General features: G+C 59.8%; 22 protein-coding genes and 1 tRNA gene. 12 read left to right on the top strand and 11 right to left on the bottom strand.

The annotated features are described in order from the left end of the window. The coding region (locus V6N02_RS07615; RefSeq protein ID WP_371224927.1) for a hypothetical protein at window positions 1-1,845 on the top strand (1,845 nt) is incomplete at its 5' end. Between the two features lie 82 nt (window positions 1,846-1,927). Here V6N02_RS07615 and V6N02_RS07620 read toward each other — a convergent pair. Next, window positions 1,928-2,004 (bottom strand) — tRNA-Arg (locus V6N02_RS07620). A 127-nt stretch (window positions 2,005-2,131) separates the two neighbouring features. Between V6N02_RS07620 and V6N02_RS07625 the strand changes: the two genes are divergently transcribed. Further along, window positions 2,132-3,154 carry a LacI family DNA-binding transcriptional regulator gene (locus tag V6N02_RS07625; protein WP_371224928.1) on the top strand — a complete coding sequence of 341 codons (1,023 nt, stop codon included), beginning with the start codon at window positions 2,132-2,134 and terminating at the stop codon, window positions 3,152-3,154. Window positions 3,155-3,163: 9 nt separating this feature from the next. On the opposite strand, the gene V6N02_RS07630 is transcribed toward V6N02_RS07625, so the two are convergent. From V6N02_RS07630 to mutY, 3 genes are all read right to left on the bottom strand, one after another. Beyond that, on the bottom strand, window positions 3,164-3,586 hold the full coding sequence (locus tag V6N02_RS07630; protein ID WP_371224929.1) for a globin domain-containing protein: 423 nt from the start codon (window positions 3,584-3,586) through the stop codon (window positions 3,164-3,166). Between the two features lie 74 nt (window positions 3,587-3,660). Continuing rightward, the gene (locus V6N02_RS07635; RefSeq protein ID WP_371224930.1) at window positions 3,661-4,794 is read right to left on the bottom strand and encodes an alkane 1-monooxygenase; all 1,134 of its coding nucleotides are present in this window, start codon (window positions 4,792-4,794) and stop codon (window positions 3,661-3,663) included. Further along, a complete protein-coding gene (gene mutY, locus V6N02_RS07640; RefSeq protein WP_371224931.1) occupies window positions 4,794-5,876 on the bottom strand; it encodes an A/G-specific adenine glycosylase in 1,083 nt (360 codons plus the stop codon). The genes V6N02_RS07635 and mutY overlap by 1 nt, the downstream gene beginning before the upstream one ends. Window positions 5,877-5,959: 83 nt before the next feature. On the opposite strand from mutY, the gene V6N02_RS07645 reads away from it, so the two are divergent. Genes V6N02_RS07645 through V6N02_RS07655 form a run of 3 tightly spaced genes read left to right on the top strand, consistent with a single transcriptional unit; the run spans window position 5,960 to window position 8,272 of the window. Continuing rightward, a complete protein-coding gene (locus V6N02_RS07645) occupies window positions 5,960-6,469 on the top strand; it encodes a DUF721 domain-containing protein (RefSeq protein ID WP_371224932.1) in 510 nt (169 codons plus the stop codon). A 16-nt stretch (window positions 6,470-6,485) separates the two neighbouring features. Beyond that, window positions 6,486-7,160, top strand: coding sequence for a DsbA family protein (locus V6N02_RS07650; protein WP_371224933.1), 675 nt, complete (start codon window positions 6,486-6,488; stop codon window positions 7,158-7,160). After that, window positions 7,160-8,272 carry a CaiB/BaiF CoA transferase family protein gene (locus V6N02_RS07655; RefSeq protein WP_371224934.1) on the top strand — a complete coding sequence of 371 codons (1,113 nt, stop codon included), beginning with the start codon at window positions 7,160-7,162 and terminating at the stop codon, window positions 8,270-8,272. Before V6N02_RS07650 ends, V6N02_RS07655 begins: the two co-directional genes overlap by 1 nt. Here V6N02_RS07655 and V6N02_RS07660 read toward each other — a convergent pair. The 3 genes from V6N02_RS07660 to V6N02_RS07670 are packed head-to-tail and all read right to left on the bottom strand — an operon-like array spanning window position 8,269 to window position 11,414. Next, a complete protein-coding gene (locus V6N02_RS07660) occupies window positions 8,269-9,129 on the bottom strand; it encodes a phytanoyl-CoA dioxygenase family protein (RefSeq protein WP_371224935.1) in 861 nt (286 codons plus the stop codon). The two genes, V6N02_RS07655 and V6N02_RS07660, sit on opposite strands and share 4 nt — an antisense overlap. Before the next feature lie 48 nt (window positions 9,130-9,177). After that, a complete protein-coding gene (gene lpxK, locus V6N02_RS07665; protein WP_371224937.1) occupies window positions 9,178-10,197 on the bottom strand; it encodes a tetraacyldisaccharide 4'-kinase in 1,020 nt (339 codons plus the stop codon). After that, entirely contained in the window at window positions 10,197-11,414 is a 1,218-nt protein-coding gene (locus tag V6N02_RS07670) for a 3-deoxy-D-manno-octulosonic acid transferase (RefSeq protein ID WP_371224938.1), read from the bottom strand. Before V6N02_RS07670 ends, lpxK begins: the two co-directional genes overlap by 1 nt. 156 nt (window positions 11,415-11,570) lie before the next feature. Here V6N02_RS07670 and V6N02_RS07675 point away from each other — a divergent pair, with 156 nt between their 5' ends. Continuing rightward, window positions 11,571-12,299, top strand: a complete 729-nt coding sequence (locus tag V6N02_RS07675; protein WP_371224939.1) for a glutamine amidotransferase — start codon at window positions 11,571-11,573, stop codon at window positions 12,297-12,299. 10 nt (window positions 12,300-12,309) lie between these two features. Here V6N02_RS07675 and V6N02_RS07680 read toward each other — a convergent pair whose 3' ends face one another. Further along, window positions 12,310-12,783, bottom strand: a complete 474-nt coding sequence (locus tag V6N02_RS07680; protein WP_371224940.1) for a hypothetical protein — start codon at window positions 12,781-12,783, stop codon at window positions 12,310-12,312. Beyond that, entirely contained in the window at window positions 12,780-13,262 is a 483-nt protein-coding gene (locus V6N02_RS07685; protein WP_371224941.1) for an RNA pyrophosphohydrolase, read from the bottom strand. The genes V6N02_RS07680 and V6N02_RS07685 overlap by 4 nt, the downstream gene beginning before the upstream one ends. A gap of 371 nt (window positions 13,263-13,633) precedes the next feature. Between V6N02_RS07685 and V6N02_RS07690 the strand changes: the two genes are divergently transcribed. Genes V6N02_RS07690 through V6N02_RS07710 form a run of 5 tightly spaced genes read left to right on the top strand, consistent with a single transcriptional unit; the run spans window position 13,634 to window position 19,282 of the window. Next, window positions 13,634-14,665 (top strand): YeiH family protein, encoded by a 1,032-nt coding sequence (locus tag V6N02_RS07690; RefSeq protein ID WP_371224942.1) that lies wholly within the window; start codon window positions 13,634-13,636, stop codon window positions 14,663-14,665. A gap of 27 nt (window positions 14,666-14,692) precedes the next feature. Then, window positions 14,693-17,518, top strand: coding sequence for a molybdopterin oxidoreductase family protein (locus V6N02_RS07695; RefSeq protein WP_371224943.1), 2,826 nt, complete (start codon window positions 14,693-14,695; stop codon window positions 17,516-17,518). 5 nt (window positions 17,519-17,523) lie between these two features. Continuing rightward, window positions 17,524-17,667 carry a hypothetical protein gene (locus V6N02_RS07700; protein ID WP_371224945.1) on the top strand — a complete coding sequence of 48 codons (144 nt, stop codon included), beginning with the start codon at window positions 17,524-17,526 and terminating at the stop codon, window positions 17,665-17,667. Beyond that, the gene (locus V6N02_RS07705; RefSeq protein ID WP_371224946.1) at window positions 17,664-18,410 is read left to right on the top strand and encodes a 4Fe-4S dicluster domain-containing protein; all 747 of its coding nucleotides are present in this window, start codon (window positions 17,664-17,666) and stop codon (window positions 18,408-18,410) included. Before V6N02_RS07700 ends, V6N02_RS07705 begins: the two co-directional genes overlap by 4 nt. Beyond that, window positions 18,410-19,282, top strand: a complete 873-nt coding sequence (locus V6N02_RS07710) for a dimethyl sulfoxide reductase anchor subunit family protein (RefSeq protein ID WP_371224947.1) — start codon at window positions 18,410-18,412, stop codon at window positions 19,280-19,282. The genes V6N02_RS07705 and V6N02_RS07710 overlap by 1 nt, the downstream gene beginning before the upstream one ends. Window positions 19,283-19,335: 53 nt before the next feature. On the opposite strand, the gene V6N02_RS07715 is transcribed toward V6N02_RS07710, so the two are convergent. Further along, complete coding sequence (locus V6N02_RS07715; RefSeq protein WP_371224948.1) at window positions 19,336-19,914, bottom strand: DUF1523 family protein; 579 nt, start codon at window positions 19,912-19,914, stop codon at window positions 19,336-19,338. A 109-nt stretch (window positions 19,915-20,023) separates the two neighbouring features. Here V6N02_RS07715 and V6N02_RS07720 point away from each other — a divergent pair, with 109 nt between their 5' ends. After that, the gene (locus V6N02_RS07720) at window positions 20,024-20,842 is read left to right on the top strand and encodes a cyclase family protein (protein WP_371224949.1); all 819 of its coding nucleotides are present in this window, start codon (window positions 20,024-20,026) and stop codon (window positions 20,840-20,842) included. Here V6N02_RS07720 and V6N02_RS07725 read toward each other — a convergent pair. Beyond that, complete coding sequence (locus V6N02_RS07725; protein ID WP_371224950.1) at window positions 20,839-21,132, bottom strand: SCP2 sterol-binding domain-containing protein; 294 nt, start codon at window positions 21,130-21,132, stop codon at window positions 20,839-20,841. The genes V6N02_RS07720 and V6N02_RS07725 overlap by 4 nt on opposite strands. Window positions 21,133-21,206: the final 74 nt, after the last annotated feature.

Consider the following 21,206-nt stretch of genomic DNA (forward strand, 5'->3'; position numbering starts at 1 on the left):
GAAGCCGAAGCCGAAGCCGAAGCCGAAGCCGAAGCCGAAGCCGAAGCCGAAGCCGAAGCCGAAGCCGAAGCCGAAGCCGAAGCCGAAGCCGAAGCCGAAGCCGAAGCCGAAGCCGAAGCCGAAGCCGAAAGTGTCGAAGAAGACGCCTCTGCAGATGAACCGGCAACGGTATCGACCGATGCCGATGGTCCTTCGATGTCCGAACCTGCTGACGATTCAGCCGAGGTTACACATCCCGATCCTGATAGCGTGGCCGCTAAACTGCGCCGTATCCGGTCGGTTGTGGCCCAGTCAGGCGCGGCCTATGGCGAAGAATTCACTGAAGACGAACATGCGCAGGACTTCCTTGGCGCGACAGCCTCTGATCTGGAAGATGCGCTGGCCGAAGATGACGCGACCGAGCTGCAGCCAGATGCAGCAGACGTTGAAGATATCAGTGATATTGAACATGAACAGGCCCAGACCACCGACGATGAGCCGCAGGACGATCTGTCCTCGATCATCGAACAGGTGGCCTCGGCCGACGAACCCGCGCCGGCCGCTGAGGCTCTGGTTGAAGAGCCGGCCGAGAGTGACAGCGCCATCGAAGATACTCTGGCCCAGCTAATGGCAGACGCCACGCCCGAGGAAGAGGTATCTGAGGTCGACGACGCGCCTGAGGCTGCTGCCGCCGCCCGCGATATGAATGTTTGCGTGGTCAAGATGAAGCGCAGCGATCTCGATGACGCCATCGCATCCGGGCAACTTGAAGAAGATCACGACGAAGCCGCCGCGCTGGCCGAGAATCTGTTTTCCGAAGAGGATACGATCAATCCGGCCGATGATGGTTTGGATGATACCCTCTCCCCCGAGGAAGAGGCCGAGTTGCAACGTGAACTGGCCGAGGTTGAGGCCGAATTCGGTACCCCCGAAGTGGAAGATGCCACGTTCGAGCAAGCGGATATTGAAGACGCCGAACTGGACGCAACCGACCCGGTCGAGGACGCGCCTGTGGCCGAACAGGAAACTGCGGAAGATCATGACGATATGTCGGAACCGCTTGAGCTGTCAGAGGAGAGTGCAATCCTGCCTTCTACAGCGGATGATCTGAGCGAAGAAGAAATCCAGGCCCGTCTTGACGAAAACCTTTTGCCCGATGACGATAGCGTCACGGAAAAAGGGGTTGATAAACTTCAACGCATGGAGCGTGATTCAGACGTTTCGCGCATCTTTGACGAGGCCGACACCCAGCGGGACGAGCCCGAACAGGCCAAGCGTCGCAATGCGATCCAGCACCTGCGCGCTGCTGTCGCCGCAACCCGCGCCGAGAAAAGCGCCGGTTCCGAGATGCGCCCGGACGTGGATGAAACGCCCTATCGCACCGATCTGGCCGATGTGGTGCGCCCGCGCCGCCCCCGTGCCGAAGGTGGGGGCCGGTCTGAACGCCCGACAGGCGAACGGCCCGCTCCGCTAAAGCTGGTCGCCGAACAGCGTATCGATACAGATCGCGCTCCGGTGCGCCCGCGGCGTATCACGACGACCGAACTGGAAGCCGTCGAGGGAGACACGGCACCAGACGGCAGCAACTTTACCGAGTTCGCTGCGGAAATGGGCGCGAACAACCTTGCGGAACTGCTTGAAGCCGCCGCCGCCTACATGGCCGATGTGGAAGGCCGTCCGCAATTCTCGCGCCCGATGCTGATGGGCAAGCTGAAAGAAGTCGAAGGAGACTCGTTCTCCCGCGAAGACGGTCTGCGCTCGTTCGGACAGCTGTTGCGTCAGGGCAAGTTGCAAAAACTGAAAGGCGGCCGGTTTGCCGTGACCGACGAAACCGAGTTCCGGGCACCGACACGCAACGCCGGGTAAGAAACGCCGAAAATCTCTGAAAGGCCGATCTGTCATAGCACAGGTCGGCCTTTTCTTTTGAGATATCGACAAACCGAACCAATGGCGACCCCGGCAGGATTCGAACCTGCAACCTGCCCCTTAGGAGGGGGCTGCTCTATCCAGTTGAGCCACGGGGCCGATGGGATTTACTTACCCGCGTAACAGCGCTTTGTCATCGTCGGATTTGGTAAAGTCGAGACGCTTGATCCCGGCGTGATGTTTGCGTTAACGTGCTCTCCAGACCTTTCAGGAAAGCGTCACTCCATTGACTGAGCAAAACCACCGTCCATTGACCCTGCGCGATGTGTCCGAAGCCTCGGGCGTGTCCGAAATGACCGTCAGCCGCGTGTTGCGCAACCGCGGCGATGTCTCGGATGCCACGCGTGAGCGGGTCCTGCAAACCGCCAAGCAACTGGGCTATGTGCCCAACAAGATCGCGGGCGCGCTGGCCTCGTCCCGTGTCAACCTGGTAGCGGTGATTATTCCGTCGATGTCCAATATGGTCTTCCCCGAGGTGATGACCGGGATCACCCAGGTTCTGGAAGAGACCGAATTGCAGCCGGTTGTCGGTGTCACAGGCTATTCACCTGAAAAAGAAGAAAAAGTCTTGTACGAAATGTTGTCATGGCGACCGTCCGGGGTGATCATCGCCGGGATCGAACACACGGATGCGTCCCGAGCCATGCTGCGCGCCTCGGGTATTCCGGTGGTCGAGATCATGGATACGGATGGCACGCCAGTGGACTCGATGGTGGGGATTTCGCATCGCCGCGCCGGTCAAAAGATGGCCGAGGCGATCCTGAAAGGTGGATATCAGAAGATCGGATTCCTGGGCACCAAGATGGCATTGGATCACCGGGCCCGGAAACGCTTTGAAGGGTTTACCGAGACACTGGCCAAGAAGGGTGTCGAGATCATCGATAAGGAGTTTTACTCCGGTGGGTCTGCTCTGGTGAAGGGGCGCGAGATGACTCAAGCCATGCTGGAGCGTGAGCCGGAGATAGATTTTCTATACTATTCCAATGACTTGATCGGTGCCGGCGGGTTGATGTACTTGCTGGAACAAGGTGTTGATATCCCCGGACAGATCGGGCTTGCGGGTTTCAACGGGGTCAACCTTTTGAAGGGTCTGCCCAAGGAACTGGCCACGATGGATGCGTGCCGTCTGGATACCGGTCGGCGCGCAGCCGAGATCATCGCCGCTCGGGTCAATGGCGAGGCCAGTGAGGCGGTACGCGAGTCAATGGAACCCAAGATCAGCTATGGCGACACGCTGCGTCGTCCTTGACCAAAGGCGCTATTCTGGCGGAATTTCGCCCTTCTCGATGATGTCACGCGAGAATTCGGCAAAGGCCAATGACCAGGCCTCTCGCTTTTCGGGGGTAAATTCGTCGCCCAGAGCTTCTTCAAGCGTGTCGAGCAGAGCTTTGCCCATGGGTTCAAAATCGCGGGCCGTCACGCCAATGGCACGGTGACCAACCCCTAGATCGGTGTAACGGTCGGCCATTGCTTCAGGCCGATGCAGGTTGTCGACAATTGCACCGAGCGTGGCCATGAATCGCATGCCCTGCCCCCCCAGATCTTCGCGAAACATCGGTTTGAGATACGGGGCACGTCGGAACAGGTTCTCGTAGAATGCCAGGGATTTTGGCTCGGGATCATCGCGCAGGGCAGTAAAGCTGGACCGGATCAGGTCAAGTTGGGTTTGGCTAAGGGACATGTCATCGTCTCCGGCAGTGAAACGATCGCGCGCATGATCAGTATAGCACAGACCGCGTCTGGCGGGATGCGGCATTACCGCGGTGTCGGATTGAGCGCCTTGTTATAGGGTTTCCAGTCGGCAATCTCGGGATAGTAGGTCTGGCGCCATTGGCGCACGCGGGGATTCATCATGCGGCGCCAAAGCGGGGGGATCATCGCGACCAGGGTCATCACCGGATACCCATAGGGCAGCTGCGGGGCCTCTGCTTCGGTATAGTTCTGGAGCAGTGGAAAGCGCCGGTTGGGTTTGTAGTGATGATCGGAGTGGCGCTGTAGATTGATCAACAACCAGTTCGACGCCTTATGTGCCGCGTTCCAGCTGTGACGCGGCATAACATGTTCGTACTTGCCGTCGCCCAGATGTTTTCGCGTCAGGCCATAATGTTCCACGTAATTGGTCAGTTCCAGCTGCCAGATCGCGACGCCTGCCTGGATAAGGAACAGCACGACGCCATGCAGCCCGCCAATGGTCAGGGCCAGCAACAGCATTGCAGCTTGCAAGGCCCAGTACCGCCAGAATGGGTTCGACAGATCGGTCCAGGGCTTGTTTTTGCGCGCCAGCATGTCTTTTTCAGCGTTAAAGGCTGAATGCCAGCATTCATGCAGGACCCGCGGATAAAACCGGTGGAAGCCTTCATTGTAACGCGCCGTGACCGGATCGCGCGGGGTGCCCACATGGCGGTGATGCACCAGCAAATGTTCGGACCGGAAATGCGAGTAGAGCACCATGGCCAACAGGAGATCGCCCATCCAACGCTCCACCTTGTTTTTCTGGTGCATCAATTCGTGGCTGTAAACGATCCCCACGGCCCCGGTGATCACACCAATGCCGAAGAACAGGCCGAATTGCTCAAGCGCCGAAAGATGCTCGGCGCGGGTCACGTACCAGATCATGCCAAAAAGCAGCAAGAACTGGATCGGCGCCCAGATTATCGTGATCAGTTTGTACCAGAAGAGGTGGGTTTCCCCGATCTCAGGATCGGCATTCTCCAGGTTGAGACCGAAAAATGCATCAAGGATGGAAAAAAGATACCAGGTTGCCAGCGGCAGCAACAGCACCGTCCATCCACCAAAGCCCGCACCGATCAGCGCCAGTGGGATGAGCAGCAGCGTCATCCAGAAGGGCAGAGCATTTTGAACTTTGGCGACCTGGGTGGCGGTAAGCATCATCTTGTCCGTTCTGATGTCTGTGATTGGCTTTGTTTTGCCAATTCCGGGGCGGCCAGGTCAAAAACTTTTCGCATGACGGTGGGTAACTTCGAGGGTTGGAAAGTGGCCGCATCGAGAAATTGGCCAGTTGCGGGAAGATTATCGCTGTGCGCGATGGCGATTTTAAGGCGCAGGTGGAAATGCGTGAAGGTATGGCGGGCCTCTTCGGACAGAATCTTCCAGTCGGCCTCCATCGGGGGCGCGGGTGTGGGTGCGTCGGACCAATCCGATCCGGGCCAACCCAGCATCCCGCCCAGCAATCCCTTGTCGGGGCGGCGTTCAAGCAGCCATGCCCCATCCGGGCGGCGCACGACATAAGCGATGCCCAGCCGTGTCGGTTTGGGTTTCCTTGGTGTCTTACGGGGCAGATCAGCGGCAATCCCTTCCGCGCGCGCTTCGCACGGGTCGCGCCATGGACAAATGCCGCAGGTCGGATTTTTTGGTGTGCAGATCGTCGCGCCAAGGTCCATCACCGCCTGCGCATAATCGCCGGGGCGTTGCGCAGGGGTCAGCACGGCAGCAGCCTTTGTCAGTTCGGGTTTGGCCGCGGGCAAGGGCGTTGTAATCGCATGCAGGCGGGCCATCACCCGTTCCACATTGCCATCCACCACCGTTTCGGGTCGGTCAAACGCAATCGCCGAAATCGCCGAGGCCGTATAAGGCCCGATGCCGGGTAGGGATAACAGCGCGTCATATGTGCCCGGAAAGACGCCACCATGATCATCGGTCACCGCGCGGGCACATTTCAGAAGGTTGCGGGCGCGGGCGTAATAGCCAAGGCCAGCCCATTCGCCCATCACAGCGTCATCCGAAGCTGCGGCAAGGTCACTCACGGTTGGCCACAGGGCCGTGAATCGCTCAAAATACGAGGTGACGGCGGCGACGGTGGTTTGTTGCAACATCACTTCGCTGAGCCAGACACGATATGGATCGGGAATCACCCCGCGTGCGCGGTCCTGCGGGCTGATCCGCCACGGCATGGTGCGGGCATGATGGTCATACCATTCCAGCAGGTCCGAGGCTTTTGCCAGATCACGCATTCGTTAGGCTCCGTGTGACGAAAAGGGGGCTGGCATGCCCCGGCACATGCCTTAGATTAGAGCAGAAGTACAGGAGGTCACCTATGGTTCCGCCGCGTCCCGGCTCAAAGGGGTTCAAGCGCACGTCCAATCTGTTGAAAGATCGCATCCGGCGTGCGTCGGAAACGCGGGGCTTTGCGGTGTCGCGGCTGTTGATCCACTGGGAAGAGGTGGTCGGCCAGGACATTGCCGCCATCGCCCGGCCTGTCGATGTCAGCTATGGGCGCGGGGGTATGGGCGCCACGTTAAGCGTGCTGACCACGGGCGCGCAGGCCCCGATGCTGGAGATGCAAAAGGAAAAGCTGCGCGAGAAGGTGAACGCGGTCTACGGCTATAACGCTATTTCGCGCATTCGCCTGACCCAGACGGCCCCGGTGGGCTTTGCCGAGGGTCAGGCCAGCTTTGAACATAGGCCAAAACCGGAAGCCCCGGCGGCCCCCGATCCAGTCACCCAAAAGGCGGCCCATGATCTGGCCGCCCCTGTCGATGACACCGACCTGCGAGCGGCGCTTGAAGCTTTGGGTCAGAACGTATTAAGCAAGGCAAAACGCTGAGTTGAAAGGGAAGATGATGAACCGACTGATCCTTGTGGGGGCCGTGGGCCTTGCCATCGCCGCCGGGGCGATCTTCATGCAGACACGGTCGGCCCCGTCCAACATCGCCGAGCTTCCCGCAGGAGCGGCCAACGCTCAGGAAGCCTCTGACATTGACACCTCGTCCGTGGTTGAAATGACTATGGGCCCCGAGGACGCCAAGGTCACTGTGATCGAATATGCGTCGTTCACCTGTCCACATTGCGCGCGGTTCCACACCGATCAGTTCAAACAGCTGAAGGCGGATTACATCGACACCAATCAGGTGCATTTCATTTATCGCGACGTGTTTTTTGATCGCTTTGGCCTTTGGGCGTCGATGGTGGCGCGGTGTGGCGGGGAAGAGCGCTTCTTTGGCTTAACCGACATGATCTATGCGCAGCAAAGCGATTGGATCGGCTCGGGTCAGGACCCTGTGCAGATTGCTAACAACCTGCGCAATATCGGCAAAGTGGCCGGTCTGGACGATGCCCAGCTTGAGGCGTGTCTGAACGATTCCGAAAAGGCCGAGGCGCTGGTGGCCTGGTTCCAGGTCAATGCCGAGGCGGATGACGTCAGCGCGACCCCGACGGTGATCATCAACGGGCAGAGACCCAAGAACAATTCCTATTCCGAACTGAAGGCCCTGATCGACGAAAAGCTGGCCGAGTAATGACCACCCCTCTGGCGGGTCTGAAAGTCGTCGAACTGGCGCGGATTCTGGCGGGCCCCTGGGCCGGTCAGACCCTGTCTGATCTGGGTGCCGACGTGATCAAGGTCGAAAGCCCTGCAGGGGATGATACCCGCAATTGGGGTCCGCCCTTTATCGAGCGCGCCGGCGAGAAAACGGCGGCCTATTTCCACGGCTGTAATCGCGGGAAATCCAGCATCGCGATAGATTTCCGCACCGAGGATGGTCAGGAACAGGTGCGCGAACTGATCCGCGACGCCGATATCGTGATCGAGAATTTCAAGGTTGGCGGCCTCGCCAAATACGGGTTGGATTACGATAGTCTGGCGGCGATCAACCCCGGCCTGATCTATTGCTCGATCACCGGTTTCGGTCAGGATGGCCCTTATGCCCATCGCGCCGGGTATGATTACATTATCCAGGGCATGTCCGGCCTGATGTCGATCACCGGCGAGGTCGATCGCCAGCCGCTGAAAGTGGGCGTGGCGATCACCGATGTGTTCACCGGGGTTTATGCCGCCACCGCCATTCTGGCCGCGCTGCATCAACGCCAAGTCACCGGCAAGGGGCAACAGATTGACATGGCGCTGATGGACGTGGCCGTGTCCGTAACCGCCAATCAGGCGATGAATTATCTTTCAACCGGGCAGGCGCCGGGGCGGTTGGGCAATTTTCATCCCAATCTCAGCCCCTATCAGGTGTTTGACTGCGCCGATGGCTTCATCATTATCGCCACCGGGAATGACCCGCAGTATCAACGGCTCTGCGCCCTCCTGGGCTGCGCCGAGCTAGCCGAGGATACGCGTTTCCTGACCAATGCCGACCGGGTGTCGCGCCGCGATGAACTGTCCGATTTGTTGACGGCCTATACAAAGACCTTCACCAAATCCGACCTGCTTCAGGCTTGTGAGGATAAGGGCGTGCCCGCCGGTCCGATCAACGATCTGCAAGAGGTGTTTGATGACCCGCAAGTGCAGGCGCGGGGCATGCAGATCAATCCGGATGGCGTGCCCGGTGTCCGCTCGCCCTTCCGATTTTCGGATGCCGATCTTGCGCTGAACCGCCCGTCGCCCAAGCTGGACGAAGACGGTTAACCGGCGGCTTGCTGATCAAAGAACGAGGTTGAGGACGGCTTTTCCGGGATTTCCATCTCGTAAGAGGAACACCGCACGCGGCCAGTATGTTCGCCCCGGACCAGCTCATGCGTGTGTTTGCTGGGCAGGTGATTGGGGCTGAGTTCGATGGCGTCCTCGGCATAATAGGTCGCGATGTAAAGTGTGCGGGGTTGATCCGACAGGTTCGGGGCCGAGCCGTGCAACAGGCTGGAATGCATCAGGCACACCGCGCCCGCAGGCCCGGTGCATTTGACGATATTGTCCTTGTGCTCTTCATAAACATCATCGGCAACCGCTCCGGTAAACTGCCCGTCATGCCACAGCGAATAAAGCGGGCCTTTATGGGTGCCGGGCACCACTTCCAGCGGGCCGTTTTCCTCGGTTACTTGGTCCACGAACAACAAGGCGGTGATCAGATCATCGTTGGTCATCGGTTGGAACGGGAAGTCCTGATGGAATTTGACCTTCGTGGCCGCGCCCGGCTGTTTTGAATTCACCTTGCCGTGGTGGAATTTGAGGTTTGGACCCAGCAAATCGGCCACGATATCGACCGTACGTGCGCTCCGCATGACGCCAAGATAGACATCCGACACTTCCTCGGGCGATTGCACGCGGCGCAGGGCGGGGGCTGTGGCCGTGTGGCCCGGCTCCAGGCTGAACCGCGCGCGGCCATCCATGGTCTCGCCGTAATCATCGTGGTGAGTCCGGCTGTCTTCGACCCAGCCTTCAAACACGTGCCGTAGATCTGAAAGCTGATCAGGGCTGACTGCGTCTTCGACCAACAGATAGCCATCGCGCCAGAAAGTGTCGATTTGCGCTTGGGTCAATTCGGGCATGGCAGTAGCCTTTTTGCAGCTTCAGATGCCTTCAGTGTCGGGGAGAAGTTAAGCCTGCGTCTCGCCTGATTGCGACACTTCCAAAAGTGGCTCCACTGCTTTGTCCAGCAGGCCAATATCGTCGATTTCCAACCGCACCGGAAGCGTGATCACCTTTGATCGGAACTCGGGCGGCAGACGCACGGCATCTTTTTCGGTGGTCACCATTTGTGCGCCAAGAAGTGCGGCCTCCCCCTCAAGCCGCCCCATCAGAGCGGGCGTCAGCGGTTGGTGATCCTCCAGCGCTTCGGACCTTGCCAAAGTTGCACCCAAACTCCGTAATGTGGCAAAGAATTTCTCGGGATGACCGATTCCGGCGAAGGCCAGAAAGGGTGTATCGGTCCAGTCCATGCCGGTTTCCAAAGGGGCCAGATGCCCGCGTAAATGCGGTGGGGAAATCGCGTTGCGCCAAGTGGAGACAAACCGATCCTGCGCGCCTTCGGGGCCGATCGACAGAACCAGATCGGCACGCGCCATTCCGGCGCTGACCGGCTCACGTAGCGGGCCGGCCGGCAGGCACAGCCCGTTGCCAAACCCATGCGTGGCATCCACGACGATCAGCGACAGATCCTTGACCAGATCAGGGTTCTGCAGCCCGTCATCCATCACGATCACATCCGCCCCGGCCTCCGCAGCAGCTTTCGCGGCCAAGGCCCGTTCGCGGGCGATCCAGACACGGGTGAAGGCGGCGATTAACATGGGCTCGTCACCGACATCTGCCGCGCTGTGTTGTTTTGGGTCCACCTCGACCGGGCCAGTCAGGCGGCCGCCATGTCCGCGTGAAATTACGAATGGGCGCACACCCTTGCCTTGCAGGTGTTGCACCAGTGCGATCACCGTGGGCGTCTTGCCCGTGCCACCGGCGTTCAGGTTGCCCACGCAGATCACCGGCACATTCATGCGCTGTGGCACCCCATTTGCCAAACGGCGTGCCGTGGCGCGACCATAGAGCCAGCCAAGAGGAGAGAGCATCCGCGCCATAAGGCCGGGCCGCTTGGGCGGACGGTTCCAGAACCGGGGCGCGCGCATCAGCCTGCCCCCACGATATCAAGCGTGTCCTGCACCAGATCCAGCACACTGTCTGTCACTTCGGCCCCTTGCGAGGCCACATCCCAGGCGGCGTGGGCCATCGCCGCCGCCTGATCAGGGGCAATCAGGGCCTGTACCGCGGCTGCCATCGTATCGGCATCGCGCACGATCCGGGCGGCGCGGGCCTCGGCATAGCGCGAGTAATCCGTCAGGTAACTGCGCACATTGGGACCATAGAGAATGGCCGAGCCGTGCACCGCAGGCTCATTCGGATCATGACCGTGCATCCCGGCGAACAAAGACCCGCCCAGAAATGTCACCGGCGCGACGCGGTACCACAGGCCGAGGTCTTCGGCCGTGTCCCCGAGGATCACCTGGGTGGTCTCTTCAGGCCAGTCACTATCGGCCCAGATGGCCGTGCGCAGCCCGTAGTCTTCCAGACGCTCTTTGAATTTTGGTGCGTCCTCGGGCTCTTCGGGGGTCAGCATCAGGACCAGCCGGTGGGACAAGCGACTGACTTGACGACGCGCCTCCAGAACAGTTTCAAGCTCGTTCAGATGCAGCCGCGCCGCCAACCAGACAGGGCGGCCCCGCAGGGTCTGGGCCAGCTCTTCGCGTTCGGTTTCGTTGAAAGGCAGCGGGATTGCTTCTGCCCTGAGCGCCCCGGTAATCGAGATATCCTCGTCCGGGACGCCGATCCGCCGCAACGCGCGCGCGGCCTCTTCCGAGCGGGCCTGGATTTGCGCAAAGGATTTCAGCAATGAGCGCGGCAGGTCGGGAAACCAGCGCCAGCCGGGGCGGTCCAGCTGCACCTCGTCCGCATCAATCAGGTAAAGCGGGATATCCCGCTGATCCGCACAGTTCAGCAAGGCAGGCCGCAGATCGCCGCCTGTCCACAGGCAGATATCAGGACGCCAATGATCCAGAAATGTCTCGACCGAGGCCACGGTATCTTCCGGCAACGGCGTCCAGATCACGGTGAGCACGTTGCGCGCCGGTTGTGCGACATCTTCGGCGGCTGTCAGAATAAGGGTCAGGCCGGGGCGCAGATGCCAGAGTCGTTCGGCGATTTGGCACAGCGCCTCGGCTCGGGTGGCATCGGCTGCATGGGCCCAGACCAACTCCCCCTCCGGGCGCTCAAGGTCCGGCGGCGCCTGTGGCACAGAGGCCCGCCGCGCATAGGCCATATAGGCTGCCAGGCTGAGCGAGCGGGACATGGGGCATCCTTCCGGCGTTTGAACTGTCGTGCAGGGTATCCCTTTGCCACGCAGGGTCAAGCGGCACGACCGGGCCGGGTGTGGGGTCGGGGGTTGACGGTTTCAGCCAGAGCGGGCAACCACGACAGGTCGATACTCCACGTGAAGGCCCCGACCATGACCAAGCCCTTTCTGATTCTGCAATTGCGCCCCGAAACCGAGGCGTCGGATAGCGAATTCGAGGCCATTCTGCGCAAAGGCGGGTTGACCCGGGGGGATGTGCACCGCATCCGGCTGGATCAGCAGGAGTTGCCCGCGGACCTCGGTCTGGACAAGTATGCCGGTGTGATTGTTGGCGGTGGTCCGGGTTGTGTCAGCGACGCGCCCGAGGACAAGACGCCGGTTGAGGCGCAGATTGAAGCCGCGGTACTGTCCCTGATGCCCGAGATCACAGCCCGGGACTTTCCGTTCATGGGCTGCTGCTACGGGATCGGAATCCTGGGCAAGCACCTGGACAGCGATGTCAGCAAACGCGCGTATTCCGAACCAGTGGGCACGTCTGACTGCAAAGTGGTGGGGTCTGATCCATTGCTTGATGGCGTTCCGGAGGCGTTCACTGCCTTTGTCGGCCATAAAGAGGCATTACAGGAGTTGCCCGAGGGCTGCACGCATCTGGTGTCATCCCCGACCTGCCCGTATCAGATGATCCGCCACGGGCAAAACGTGTATGCCACACAGTTCCACCCCGAGGCCGACGGCGATGGTTTTGAGACCCGCATCAACATCTACAAGCACCGCGGTTACTTCCCGCCCGAAGCGGCAGAAGAACTGATCGCCATGTGCCGGGCAGCAGATGTGCACGCCCCCGAGGTTATCCTGCGCAATTTCGTGGCGCGCTACGGGTGAAGGTGGCTTTTTACTTGCCGCATCGCCCGCCGGCAAAGCATCTTTCGACCTGTTCCATCATGTTATCGGTCGGGTTTTGAAACGCCATGCTGCCACAAGGATCGGCCTCCATCACATACCCATCGCCTTCGCGCTTGAGAAAGGTCAGGTATGTTTCGCCCGATCCGGCACCGCCGCACCATGGGCCAAAGCACAGCACGTCCAGCGTAATGTTGCGATCAAATGCTATGTTGAACCCTGATTTGGTTAGGGCCTTGCCTGTCAGCCGGGCGGGAACACGGGTGCTGGCCGGGCTGTCGTTGGCGTAGCCCTTGGGCAGCTTGGCGTCTTTGAACGTCAATTCGCCGGTGACGACGATGTAGTGGTCCTCGGACTCGGCGGCCATATTATAGGCAGATGTCACGTCCGGCGGCAGACAAGACAGCGACAGGGCCGGGGTGGCCAAGGCGATGGCCGCGGTGGAAAGGATCGTTTTGCGGATCACAGATATGCTCCAAACTCGTCCAGAACAGAGGTATAGACGTCCTTTTTGAACGGTACGATATTGGCCACCAGCTGGTCGGTTGGCAACCAGCGCCACTCAGAAAACTCGGGATGTTTGGTGGCGATATTCACATCCTTGTCCTCGCCGTGAAAGCGCAACAGAAACCATTTTTGCTTTTGCCCCCTGAAGCGGCCCTTCCAGATGCGTGGCACAAGGTCGTGCGGCAGATCATAGGGCAGCCAGTCTTTGGTTTCCGCCTCGATTGAGACCAGATCGCTGGGCACGCCGGTTTCCTCCCATAGCTCGCGCAGAGCAGCGTCGGCAGGGGCTTCGCCCGGGTCCACACCACCCTGAGGCATTTGCCATGCAGCAATCTGATTATCGATGCGCTGGCCGACAAAGACATGGCCTTGCGCGTTGACCAACATGACCCCCACGCAGGGCCGGTAGGGAAGTTTTGCAATCTGGTCCGGGGTCATTGGCGGCTCCTGCACGTGTTAGGTGACATGTGGCTGTCACCCGGTGAAAGGTCAAGAACCCGAGCGGGAACAACTGCGCCGAGATCTTCGGACTTTCGGAACATAAATTCAGGAAATCCGAAGACTTAAGAAAATAGTCGCGACCACTGCGAAACTGTCTTAACCTGCGCCGAGAAACGGACAAGGTAACGCGATGGCCGCCCTCGGCCAGGATCGCGCAGCGCCCCAAGCGGCCATGCGCGATGTCATACCCAAAGTATGTCGGGGCATATTCGACACCCTTTGTCGGCAATGGAACACGCAACCCGGCTGCCCCCTCGTGTGCTGCGAGACGACGCCACACCTGTGTATGTAAGGAAAGACCCCCAACAATGGTGTCTGCAAATTCGATCGCTCTTCCGTCTGTGGCCGAGATCAAAGAGAGCACGCGCCTGCTGTTTCCGGGTATCATGGTGGCGGTGATCGTCGCCATCACGGCCAAGTTCCTGTCTGAACACTACGCCACACCCGCCATGTTGCTGGCCCTTTTGCTGGGTATCGCAGTCAGTTTTCTGGGGGAAGAGGGCAAAACCGTTGATGGAATCTCTTTTTCGGCACGCACCTTGTTGCGGCTTGGGGTGGCTCTGTTGGGCGTGCGGGTGTCGATGACCCTGATGCTTGGTCTGGGTTGGGATCTGATTGCGTTGGTTGTAGGCGGGGTTTTGGCCACGATTGCGTTTGGATTGGCCGTGGCGCGGCTGTTTGGCCACAAATGGCGCTTTGCGTTTCTGACCGCCGGGTCGGTGGCGATTTGCGGGGCTTCGGCAGCGATGGCGATTTCTGCGATCTTGCCGAAAGATGAACGCTCGGAAGAGCGGCTGATCTTTACCGTGCTGGGTGTGACGGTGCTCTCGACCATTGCGATGATTGCCTATCCGGTTCTGGTGCGCGTGCTGGACATGAACGACGTTGCAGGCGGCGTGTTTCTGGGCGGGACCATCCATGATGTGGCTCAGGTGGTCGGCGCAGGATTCTCGATTTCTGAACAGACCGGCGATACGGCCACACTGGTCAAACTGTTCCGCGTGGCCATGCTGGCCCCGATCGTGCTGGTCGCCGCATTGCTGATCCGCCGTTTTGCCGAGGCCGATGACAGCGGGAAACGCCCACCGATCCTGCCCAGCTTTGTGGTGGGTTTTCTGGTGCTGGCCGCGCTCAGCTCGTTCGGGATGATCCCGGCCGCCGTTTCCGAATTTCTCAGCCAGGCCTCGCGCTGGCTTTTGCTGATCGCGATTGCGGCGGTGGGCATGAAAACCAATCTTAAACAGGTCTTGTCGGTCGGAGGCGCTGCGATTGCCCTGATTGTCGTCGAGACACTTTTCATTGCCGGGGTGATCCTGGCAGGCATACACTATCTCACCTGAGACGACGCCCAGAAACAAGGACGCCAGATGACATTCCAGCAACCGAAAGTGAATACTTCGCCCAAGGTCTCGGACGAGGTGCGCAAGACCACCTGTTACATGTGCGCCTGTCGCTGTGGCATCAACGTGCATATGAAGGATGGCAAGGTCGCTTATATCGAAGGCAACCGCGATCATCCGGTGAACAAGGGTGTGTTGTGTGCCAAGGGCAGTGCCGGGATCATGCAGGTTAATGCACCGTCTAGGTTGCGTGCACCGCTGAAACGGGTTGGGCCGCGTGGCTCGGGCGAGTTTGAGGAAATCAGCTGGGACGAGGCGCTGGACATTGCGACTGGCTGGCTGGAGCCATTGCGTCAGGACCCCGAAAAGCTGGCGTTTTTCACCGGGCGCGATCAATCGCAAAGCTTCACCAGCTTCTGGGCGCAGAATTTTGGCACACCCAACTATGCGGCGCATGGCGGGTTCTGTTCCGTCAACATGGCGGCGGCGGGCATCTACACGATGGGCGGCGCCTTCTGGGAGTTTGGCCAGCCCGATTGGGATTACACCAAGCTGTTCATGCTGTTCGGGGTTGCCGAAGATCACGACAGCAACCCGATCAAGATGGGCATCGGCAAGATCAAGGCGCGCGGGGCCAAGGTGATTGGCGTCAACCCGATCCGCACCGGGTATAACGCGGTGGCCGATGATTGGGTCGGCATCACCCCGGGCACCGATGGGCTGTTCATCCTGTCGCTGGTGCATGAGTTGATGAAAGCGGGCAAGATCGACCTGGATTACCTGGCCCGCTACACCAATGCGCCGGTGATCGTGAACCGCGATTCAAAGTCCGACGAGTACGGCATGCTGATGCGTGATGAGAACGGCAAGGCGCTGGTCATGGATCGCGTCACCGGCAAGCTGGCCCCGTTTGATCAGCCCGGTGTCAAACCCGATCTGAACGGGGCCTACCGCCATGCCGGGATCACTCATCGTCCTGTGATGCACCTGATGGCCTCGCGCTATCTGGACAAGCAATACGCGCCCGAGGCCGTGGCCGGGAAATGCGGGATCAAAGCCGAGAAGATCAAGGCCATCGCCGCCGAGATCGCCCGCGTCGCCTTTGAAGAAGAGATCGTGCTGGACCGCGAATGGACCGACTTCCGCGGTGAGACCCACAAGACCATGAAAGGCCGCCCTGTCAGCTTCCATTCCATGCGCGGTGTGTCGGCCCATTCCAACGGTTTCCAGACCTGTCGCGCGCTGCATGTGCTGCAAATCCTGCTGGGATCGGTCGAGGTCCCCGGTGGCTTCCGCTTCAAACCGCCCTATCCGAAACCAGCCAGCATCCACCCCACGCCGCATTGCAAGGTCACGCCGGGCAAGCCGCTGGATGGCCCGCATCTGGGCTTTGTGCGCGGCCCCGAGGATCTGGCGCTGAAGGATGACGGTACGCCAGCGCGGATCGACAAGGCGTTTACCTGGGAAAACCCGATGTCAGCGCATGGCCTGATGCATATGGTGATCTCAAACGCCCATGCGGGGGACCCGTACAAGATCGACACGTTGTTCATGTATATGGCCAACATGTCGTGGAACTCGTCGATGAACACATCCGGTGTGATCGACATGCTGACCGACAAGGATGAAGACGGGAATTACGTCATTCCTCGCATCATCTATTCAGATGCCTATAGCAGCGAAATGGTGGCCTATGCCGACCTGATCCTGCCCGACACGACTTACCTTGAACGTCACGATTGCATTAGCCTGCTCGACCGTCCGATCTGCGAGGCGGACGGTGCCGCCGACGCGATCCGCTGGCCGGTGATCGAACCGGATCGCGATGTGCGCGGGTTCCAGACGGCGCTGATACAACTGGCCAACAAGATGAAGCTGCCCGGGTTCACCAACGAGGATGGCAGCGCCAAATATACCGACTACGCCGATTACATCGTCAACCACGAACGCAAGCCGGGCATCGGCCCGCTGGCCGGGTGGCGGATGGGCAAATCGGGGCTGACCCACGGTCGGGGCGCCCCAAATGGCTCGCAGCTGAAAAGCTATATCGCGAATGGTGGGTTCTTTGTGAAGCACATCCCCGATAACCAAGCCTATATGAAGCCGTGGAACATGGGCTATCAGGATTGGGCGGTCGAGATCGGGCTTTATGACACGCCGCAGCCTTACATCTTTGATCTTTATGTCGAGACGATGCGCAAGTTCCAGCGCGCCGCCGAGGGCCATGGCGATCGCCAGCCCCCGGATCATCTGCGCGAGCGGATCAAGAAAACGCTCGACCCGCTGCCGATGTGGTATCCGCCCTTTGAAGACGACGTTGTCGATCCCGACGAGTATCCGGTGCACGCGCTGACCCAACGCCCCATGGCGATGTATCACAGCTGGGGAACACAAAATGCGTGGCTGCGTCAGATCCACGGGCATAACCCGCTATATATGCCGACCAAACTGATGACCGCGCATGGTCTGGAAGATGGCGACTGGGCCAGGGTGACCTCGGTGCATGGCGAGATCACCGTGCCGGTGGCTCATATGGCCGCCTTGAACGAAAACACAGTCTGGACTTGGAATGCGATCGGAAAACGCAAAGGCGCGTGGGCGCTGGAGGAGGACGCGCCCGAGGCCACGAAAGGCTTCCTGCTCAACCACCTGATCCACGAATTGATGCCGGAAAAGGGCGATGGGCTGCGCTGGGCCAATTCCGATCCGATCACCGGGCAGGCCGCGTGGTTCGACCTGCGCGTGAAGATCGAAAAGGCCGAGGCCCCCGCCGAAAGCCAACCGGCCTTGCCGCCGATCAAGTCGCCTGTGGGCACCGGCCCCGAGGAATTGACATGGAAGGTGGGGAAATGAGTCCGATGCAACGCACCCTTCTTGCGATTTTCGCTTTTGTTGCCCTGACCCTGGGATCATTCATCTGGTTTATCGCCACGTGGGATGCCAGCAAGGAAGAACCGGTGGCTGAGGCCACCCAAACAGAATTTGAGGAGCGCCGCACATGACGACGTTGCCCGAAAGCACTCAGAAGAAACTGGGTCTGGTCATTGATCTGGACACATGCGTGGGCTGTCATGCCTGCGTAGTGTCCTGCAAAGGCTGGAACACTGAAAACTATGGTGCGCCCCTGTCTGATCAGGACCCCTATGGAGGCGATCCGACGGGGACCTTCCTGAACCGCGTGCATTCTTACGAAGTGCAGCCCGAAGAGGGCGCGGCCCAACTGATCCACTTCCCCAAATCCTGCTTGCATTGCGAGGATGCGCCCTGTGTCACCGTTTGCCCCACCGGGGCCAGCTATAAGCGGGTTGAGGATGGCATCGTTCTGGTGAACGAAACGGATTGCATCGGCTGTGGCCTCTGCGCCTGGGCCTGTCCTTATGGCGCGCGCGAGATGGATCAGGCCGAAGGGGTGATGAAGAAATGCACCCTTTGTGTTGACCGAATTTACAACGACAACCTGCCCGAGGTCGATCGCGTGCCTGCTTGCGTGCGCACCTGCCCGGCCGGCGCGCGGCACTTTGGGGATCTGGGCGATCCTGACAGCGAGGTCAGCCAGTTGGTGGCCGAACGTGGTGGGATGGATCTGATGCCCGAACAAGGCACCAAACCCGTCAACCAATACCTGCCCCCCCGCCCCAAGGACCAGATGGACCAGATCGACGTGCTGGCCCCCTATCTGAAGCCCGTTGCGGAAGAACCCAAGGGCTTCCTTGGCTGGCTTGATAAAGCTCTGGAGAAAATCTGATGCATCCAGCTCCTTCAGTTATAATTTTCACCACGCTTTCGGGTTTAGGATTTGGCTTGCTGTTTTGGTTAGGCCTCGGCTTGCCGGATGTCACCGGTTGGACCGCTTTCGTGTTTTTCGTGATCGCTTACGGCTTGGCGGTTGGTGGATTGGCCGCTTCGACGTTCCATCTGGGCCACCCGGAGCGTGCGTTGAAAGCCTTCACGCAATGGCGCTCGTCCTGGCTTAGCCGCGAAGGTTGGGCCTCGGTCTCGGCCTTGCTGGTGATGGGCCTCTTTGCGCTGGGCACCGTGTTCATGTCGACCTCGTGGATGCTTCTGGGCTGGCTTGGTGCGATCTTGTCGCTGGCCACCGTTTTCGCCACTGCGATGATTTATGCGCAGCTGAAAACCGTGCCGCGCTGGCATACGCCGCTGACCGCCGCGCTGTTGTTGGCCATCTCGCTCTCGGGGGGTGCGCTGCTGGCCGGACAGATCAGCATCGCGTTGATTTTGCTGCCGGTGGCGGCGGTGGTGCAGGTGCTGTGGTGGATGCAAGGTGACGGCGCATTTGCGGGTAGCGGCACAAACATGGCGACCGCCACGGGACTGGGCAGTATCGGGTCCGTGCGCGCGTTTGAACCGCCCCATACCGGGGGCAACTACCTGCTGCGCGAATTCGTGCATGTGGTCGGGCGCAAACATGCGCTGAAGCTGCGGGTGATCGCCCTTGTGCTGGGGTATGTCCTGCCGGTGATCCTGCTGTTGCTGCCATTCGGTCACTTCCTGGCGGCGATTGCAGTGCTTAGCCATCTGCTGGGCGTGGCGGCGTCCCGCTGGTTGTTCTTTGCCGAGGCCGAGCATGTGGTTGGGCTGTACTACGGCAAGCGGTGAACGGTTGCCGACTATCGCCTAAGCCTCAGGTCAACTCGGTCAGATAACCGTTCTTACCCCCACCCATCGGTCCATTCGTCGATTGTGGGATTGATCCGGTTTTCCCGGAACCGTTTCCAGCGCACATAGACGCCCCAGAACAGGGCGGCGAGGAAGGTCAGGATCACGATGTTCAGCCACGGAATAATCCGCGCATCCGGCCCGCTGACCGGCCGGACACTGATCGCATTGGGATAGATCGACAGGAATTCGTTGCGCCAGCCGTAATGCTTGATCGCCACCCATTTGGGGGTCTCGGCAACTGATTTCAGATCCGAGGCTTCGGCCTGCAGATTGGCAGTGTCAAACTTGAAATAAGGCGGCCAGCCCCAGCCGGTATCCTCGTTCCGGTAGACCATCACGCGGTTATTGCTGGCTTGTTTGGTCTGGATGAAGAACACATCTCGATTGACCGTGCCTTCAACTTCGCCGGTGCCCTGATTGGACCAGAAGATCGAGTTTTCGCCGAAATCAACACGCTTCTCATACGTGTCGGTCACCCGCACGATATCATGTTGTGGCAGGGTATAGTGCAGAAACGCCAGCACCAGCACCCAGAAGGTGCACCAGAATGCCCATTTCACATAGCCCATCGCAGTTCCCTACTCATTGCCTCACACCAATCGTGATTTGACCGAACCGATGCCCGGGTGATGTTATCAGGTGTTGACCCCAATAACACAACCAACAGGGAGAAAGATAATGTGCGATATCTGCGTGATGAAGGCCGTGAAGAAAAAGATGTTGTCGCGGCGCGATTTTTTCACCACCAGCGCGGTGGCTGGGGCTGCGGCTGCACTCGGCTCGGTGACCGCCCCGCCCGCCATGGCTGCAGGACACGGCGCGGTCGAGGATCTGACACACACCTATGATGCCGACTTCCCGACCTATTTCGGGGCTCCGGGCATTGAAATGAAGCAGGAGTTCAAATTCGCCGACAATGGGTTCAACCTGTTTTCGATGACCTTGAACGAGCATACAGGCACCCATATCGACGCCCCGCTGCATTTCTCGGCCGACGGCGCTTCTGTGGATGAGATCCCCGTGGGCACCCTGGTGGCCCCGCTTTGCGTGATCGACATCGCGGCCAAGGCCGAAGCGGATGCCGATGCTCAGGTGACGCCCGAGGACATCAAGGCCTGGATCGCCGCAAATGGCGATATCCCGGACAATGCCTGCGTTGCCATGCATTCCGGCTGGGGCGGCAAAACCGGAGGTGACGGGTTTCGCAATGCCGATGGCGAGGGCGTGATGCATTTTCCCGGCTTCCATGTGGAGACCGCCAAGATGCTGATCGAGGAAACTGGCGCACAGTCGATTGCTACGGATTCCCTGTCTCTGGATCATGGCCCATCGGCGGATTTCGCCACACATTACGCGTGGCTGCCCACTGGCCGCTTCGGTATCGAGAATATTGCCAATCTGGATAAACTTCCCGCTGCCGGGGCCACAATTGTGATCGGTGCGCCCAAACACCGCGGCGGCTCGGGCGGGCCCGCGCGCGTATTTGCGATGGTTTAAGGGTCGGAGCTGAGGATCTCGCCGATCTTCAGCGCCCGCATCGGATTGCCATCGACCTTCAGCTTGCGGGTCATGAACGCCATGGCCGGGTCCTGATCGCCGCTAACGATGTTCTTGAAGACATCTGATTTGGCGGTCAGCGTGATCTCGGCCTCTTTGTCGCTTTCAATCGCGCCGGTTTCATCCACGAACAGCGTGCCAAGGTCCGGCATTGCAAGGCGGACGGTCCCCCGAATGCGCCCCTTGGCGCGGGCAGTCACGGCGGTAGCAAAATCGGCAAGGGTGGTCATGGCGCTCTCCGGTTGGGTCAGGTGACCTTCGGGTATTGGCTGGACTTTGCATAGAGTGACGTTGGATCACTTGG

Source organism: Roseovarius conchicola (assembly GCF_041403425.1).
Lineage (GTDB): Bacteria > Pseudomonadota > Alphaproteobacteria > Rhodobacterales > Rhodobacteraceae > Roseovarius > Roseovarius conchicola.

Bases quoted from the DNA above. Each gene is read 5' to 3' on its own strand.
- V6N02_RS07630 (WP_371224929.1), bottom strand. From the start codon at position 3,586: ATGTCCCTTAGCCAAACCCAACTTGACCTGATCCGGTCCAGCTTTACT.
- V6N02_RS07635 (WP_371224930.1), bottom strand. From the start codon at position 4,794: ATGCTTACCGCCACCCAGGTCGCCAAAGTTCAAAATGCTCTGCCCTTC.
- mutY (WP_371224931.1), bottom strand. From the start codon at position 5,876: ATGCGTGATCTGGCAAAAGCCTCGGACCTGCTGGAATGGTATGACCAT.
- V6N02_RS07645 (WP_371224932.1), top strand. From the start codon at position 5,960: ATGGTTCCGCCGCGTCCCGGCTCAAAGGGGTTCAAGCGCACGTCCAAT.
- V6N02_RS07650 (WP_371224933.1), top strand. From the start codon at position 6,486: ATGAACCGACTGATCCTTGTGGGGGCCGTGGGCCTTGCCATCGCCGCC.
- V6N02_RS07655 (WP_371224934.1), top strand. From the start codon at position 7,160: ATGACCACCCCTCTGGCGGGTCTGAAAGTCGTCGAACTGGCGCGGATT.
- V6N02_RS07660 (WP_371224935.1), bottom strand. From the start codon at position 9,129: ATGCCCGAATTGACCCAAGCGCAAATCGACACTTTCTGGCGCGATGGC.
- lpxK (WP_371224937.1), bottom strand. From the start codon at position 10,197: ATGCGCGCGCCCCGGTTCTGGAACCGTCCGCCCAAGCGGCCCGGCCTT.
- V6N02_RS07670 (WP_371224938.1), bottom strand. From the start codon at position 11,414: ATGTCCCGCTCGCTCAGCCTGGCAGCCTATATGGCCTATGCGCGGCGG.
- V6N02_RS07675 (WP_371224939.1), top strand. From the start codon at position 11,571: ATGACCAAGCCCTTTCTGATTCTGCAATTGCGCCCCGAAACCGAGGCG.
- V6N02_RS07685 (WP_371224941.1), bottom strand. From the start codon at position 13,262: ATGACCCCGGACCAGATTGCAAAACTTCCCTACCGGCCCTGCGTGGGG.
- V6N02_RS07690 (WP_371224942.1), top strand. From the start codon at position 13,634: ATGGTGTCTGCAAATTCGATCGCTCTTCCGTCTGTGGCCGAGATCAAA.
- V6N02_RS07695 (WP_371224943.1), top strand. From the start codon at position 14,693: ATGACATTCCAGCAACCGAAAGTGAATACTTCGCCCAAGGTCTCGGAC.
- V6N02_RS07700 (WP_371224945.1), top strand. From the start codon at position 17,524: ATGCAACGCACCCTTCTTGCGATTTTCGCTTTTGTTGCCCTGACCCTG.
- V6N02_RS07705 (WP_371224946.1), top strand. From the start codon at position 17,664: ATGACGACGTTGCCCGAAAGCACTCAGAAGAAACTGGGTCTGGTCATT.
- V6N02_RS07710 (WP_371224947.1), top strand. From the start codon at position 18,410: ATGCATCCAGCTCCTTCAGTTATAATTTTCACCACGCTTTCGGGTTTA.
- V6N02_RS07715 (WP_371224948.1), bottom strand. From the start codon at position 19,914: ATGGGCTATGTGAAATGGGCATTCTGGTGCACCTTCTGGGTGCTGGTG.
- V6N02_RS07720 (WP_371224949.1), top strand. From the start codon at position 20,024: ATGTGCGATATCTGCGTGATGAAGGCCGTGAAGAAAAAGATGTTGTCG.
- V6N02_RS07725 (WP_371224950.1), bottom strand. From the start codon at position 21,132: ATGACCACCCTTGCCGATTTTGCTACCGCCGTGACTGCCCGCGCCAAG.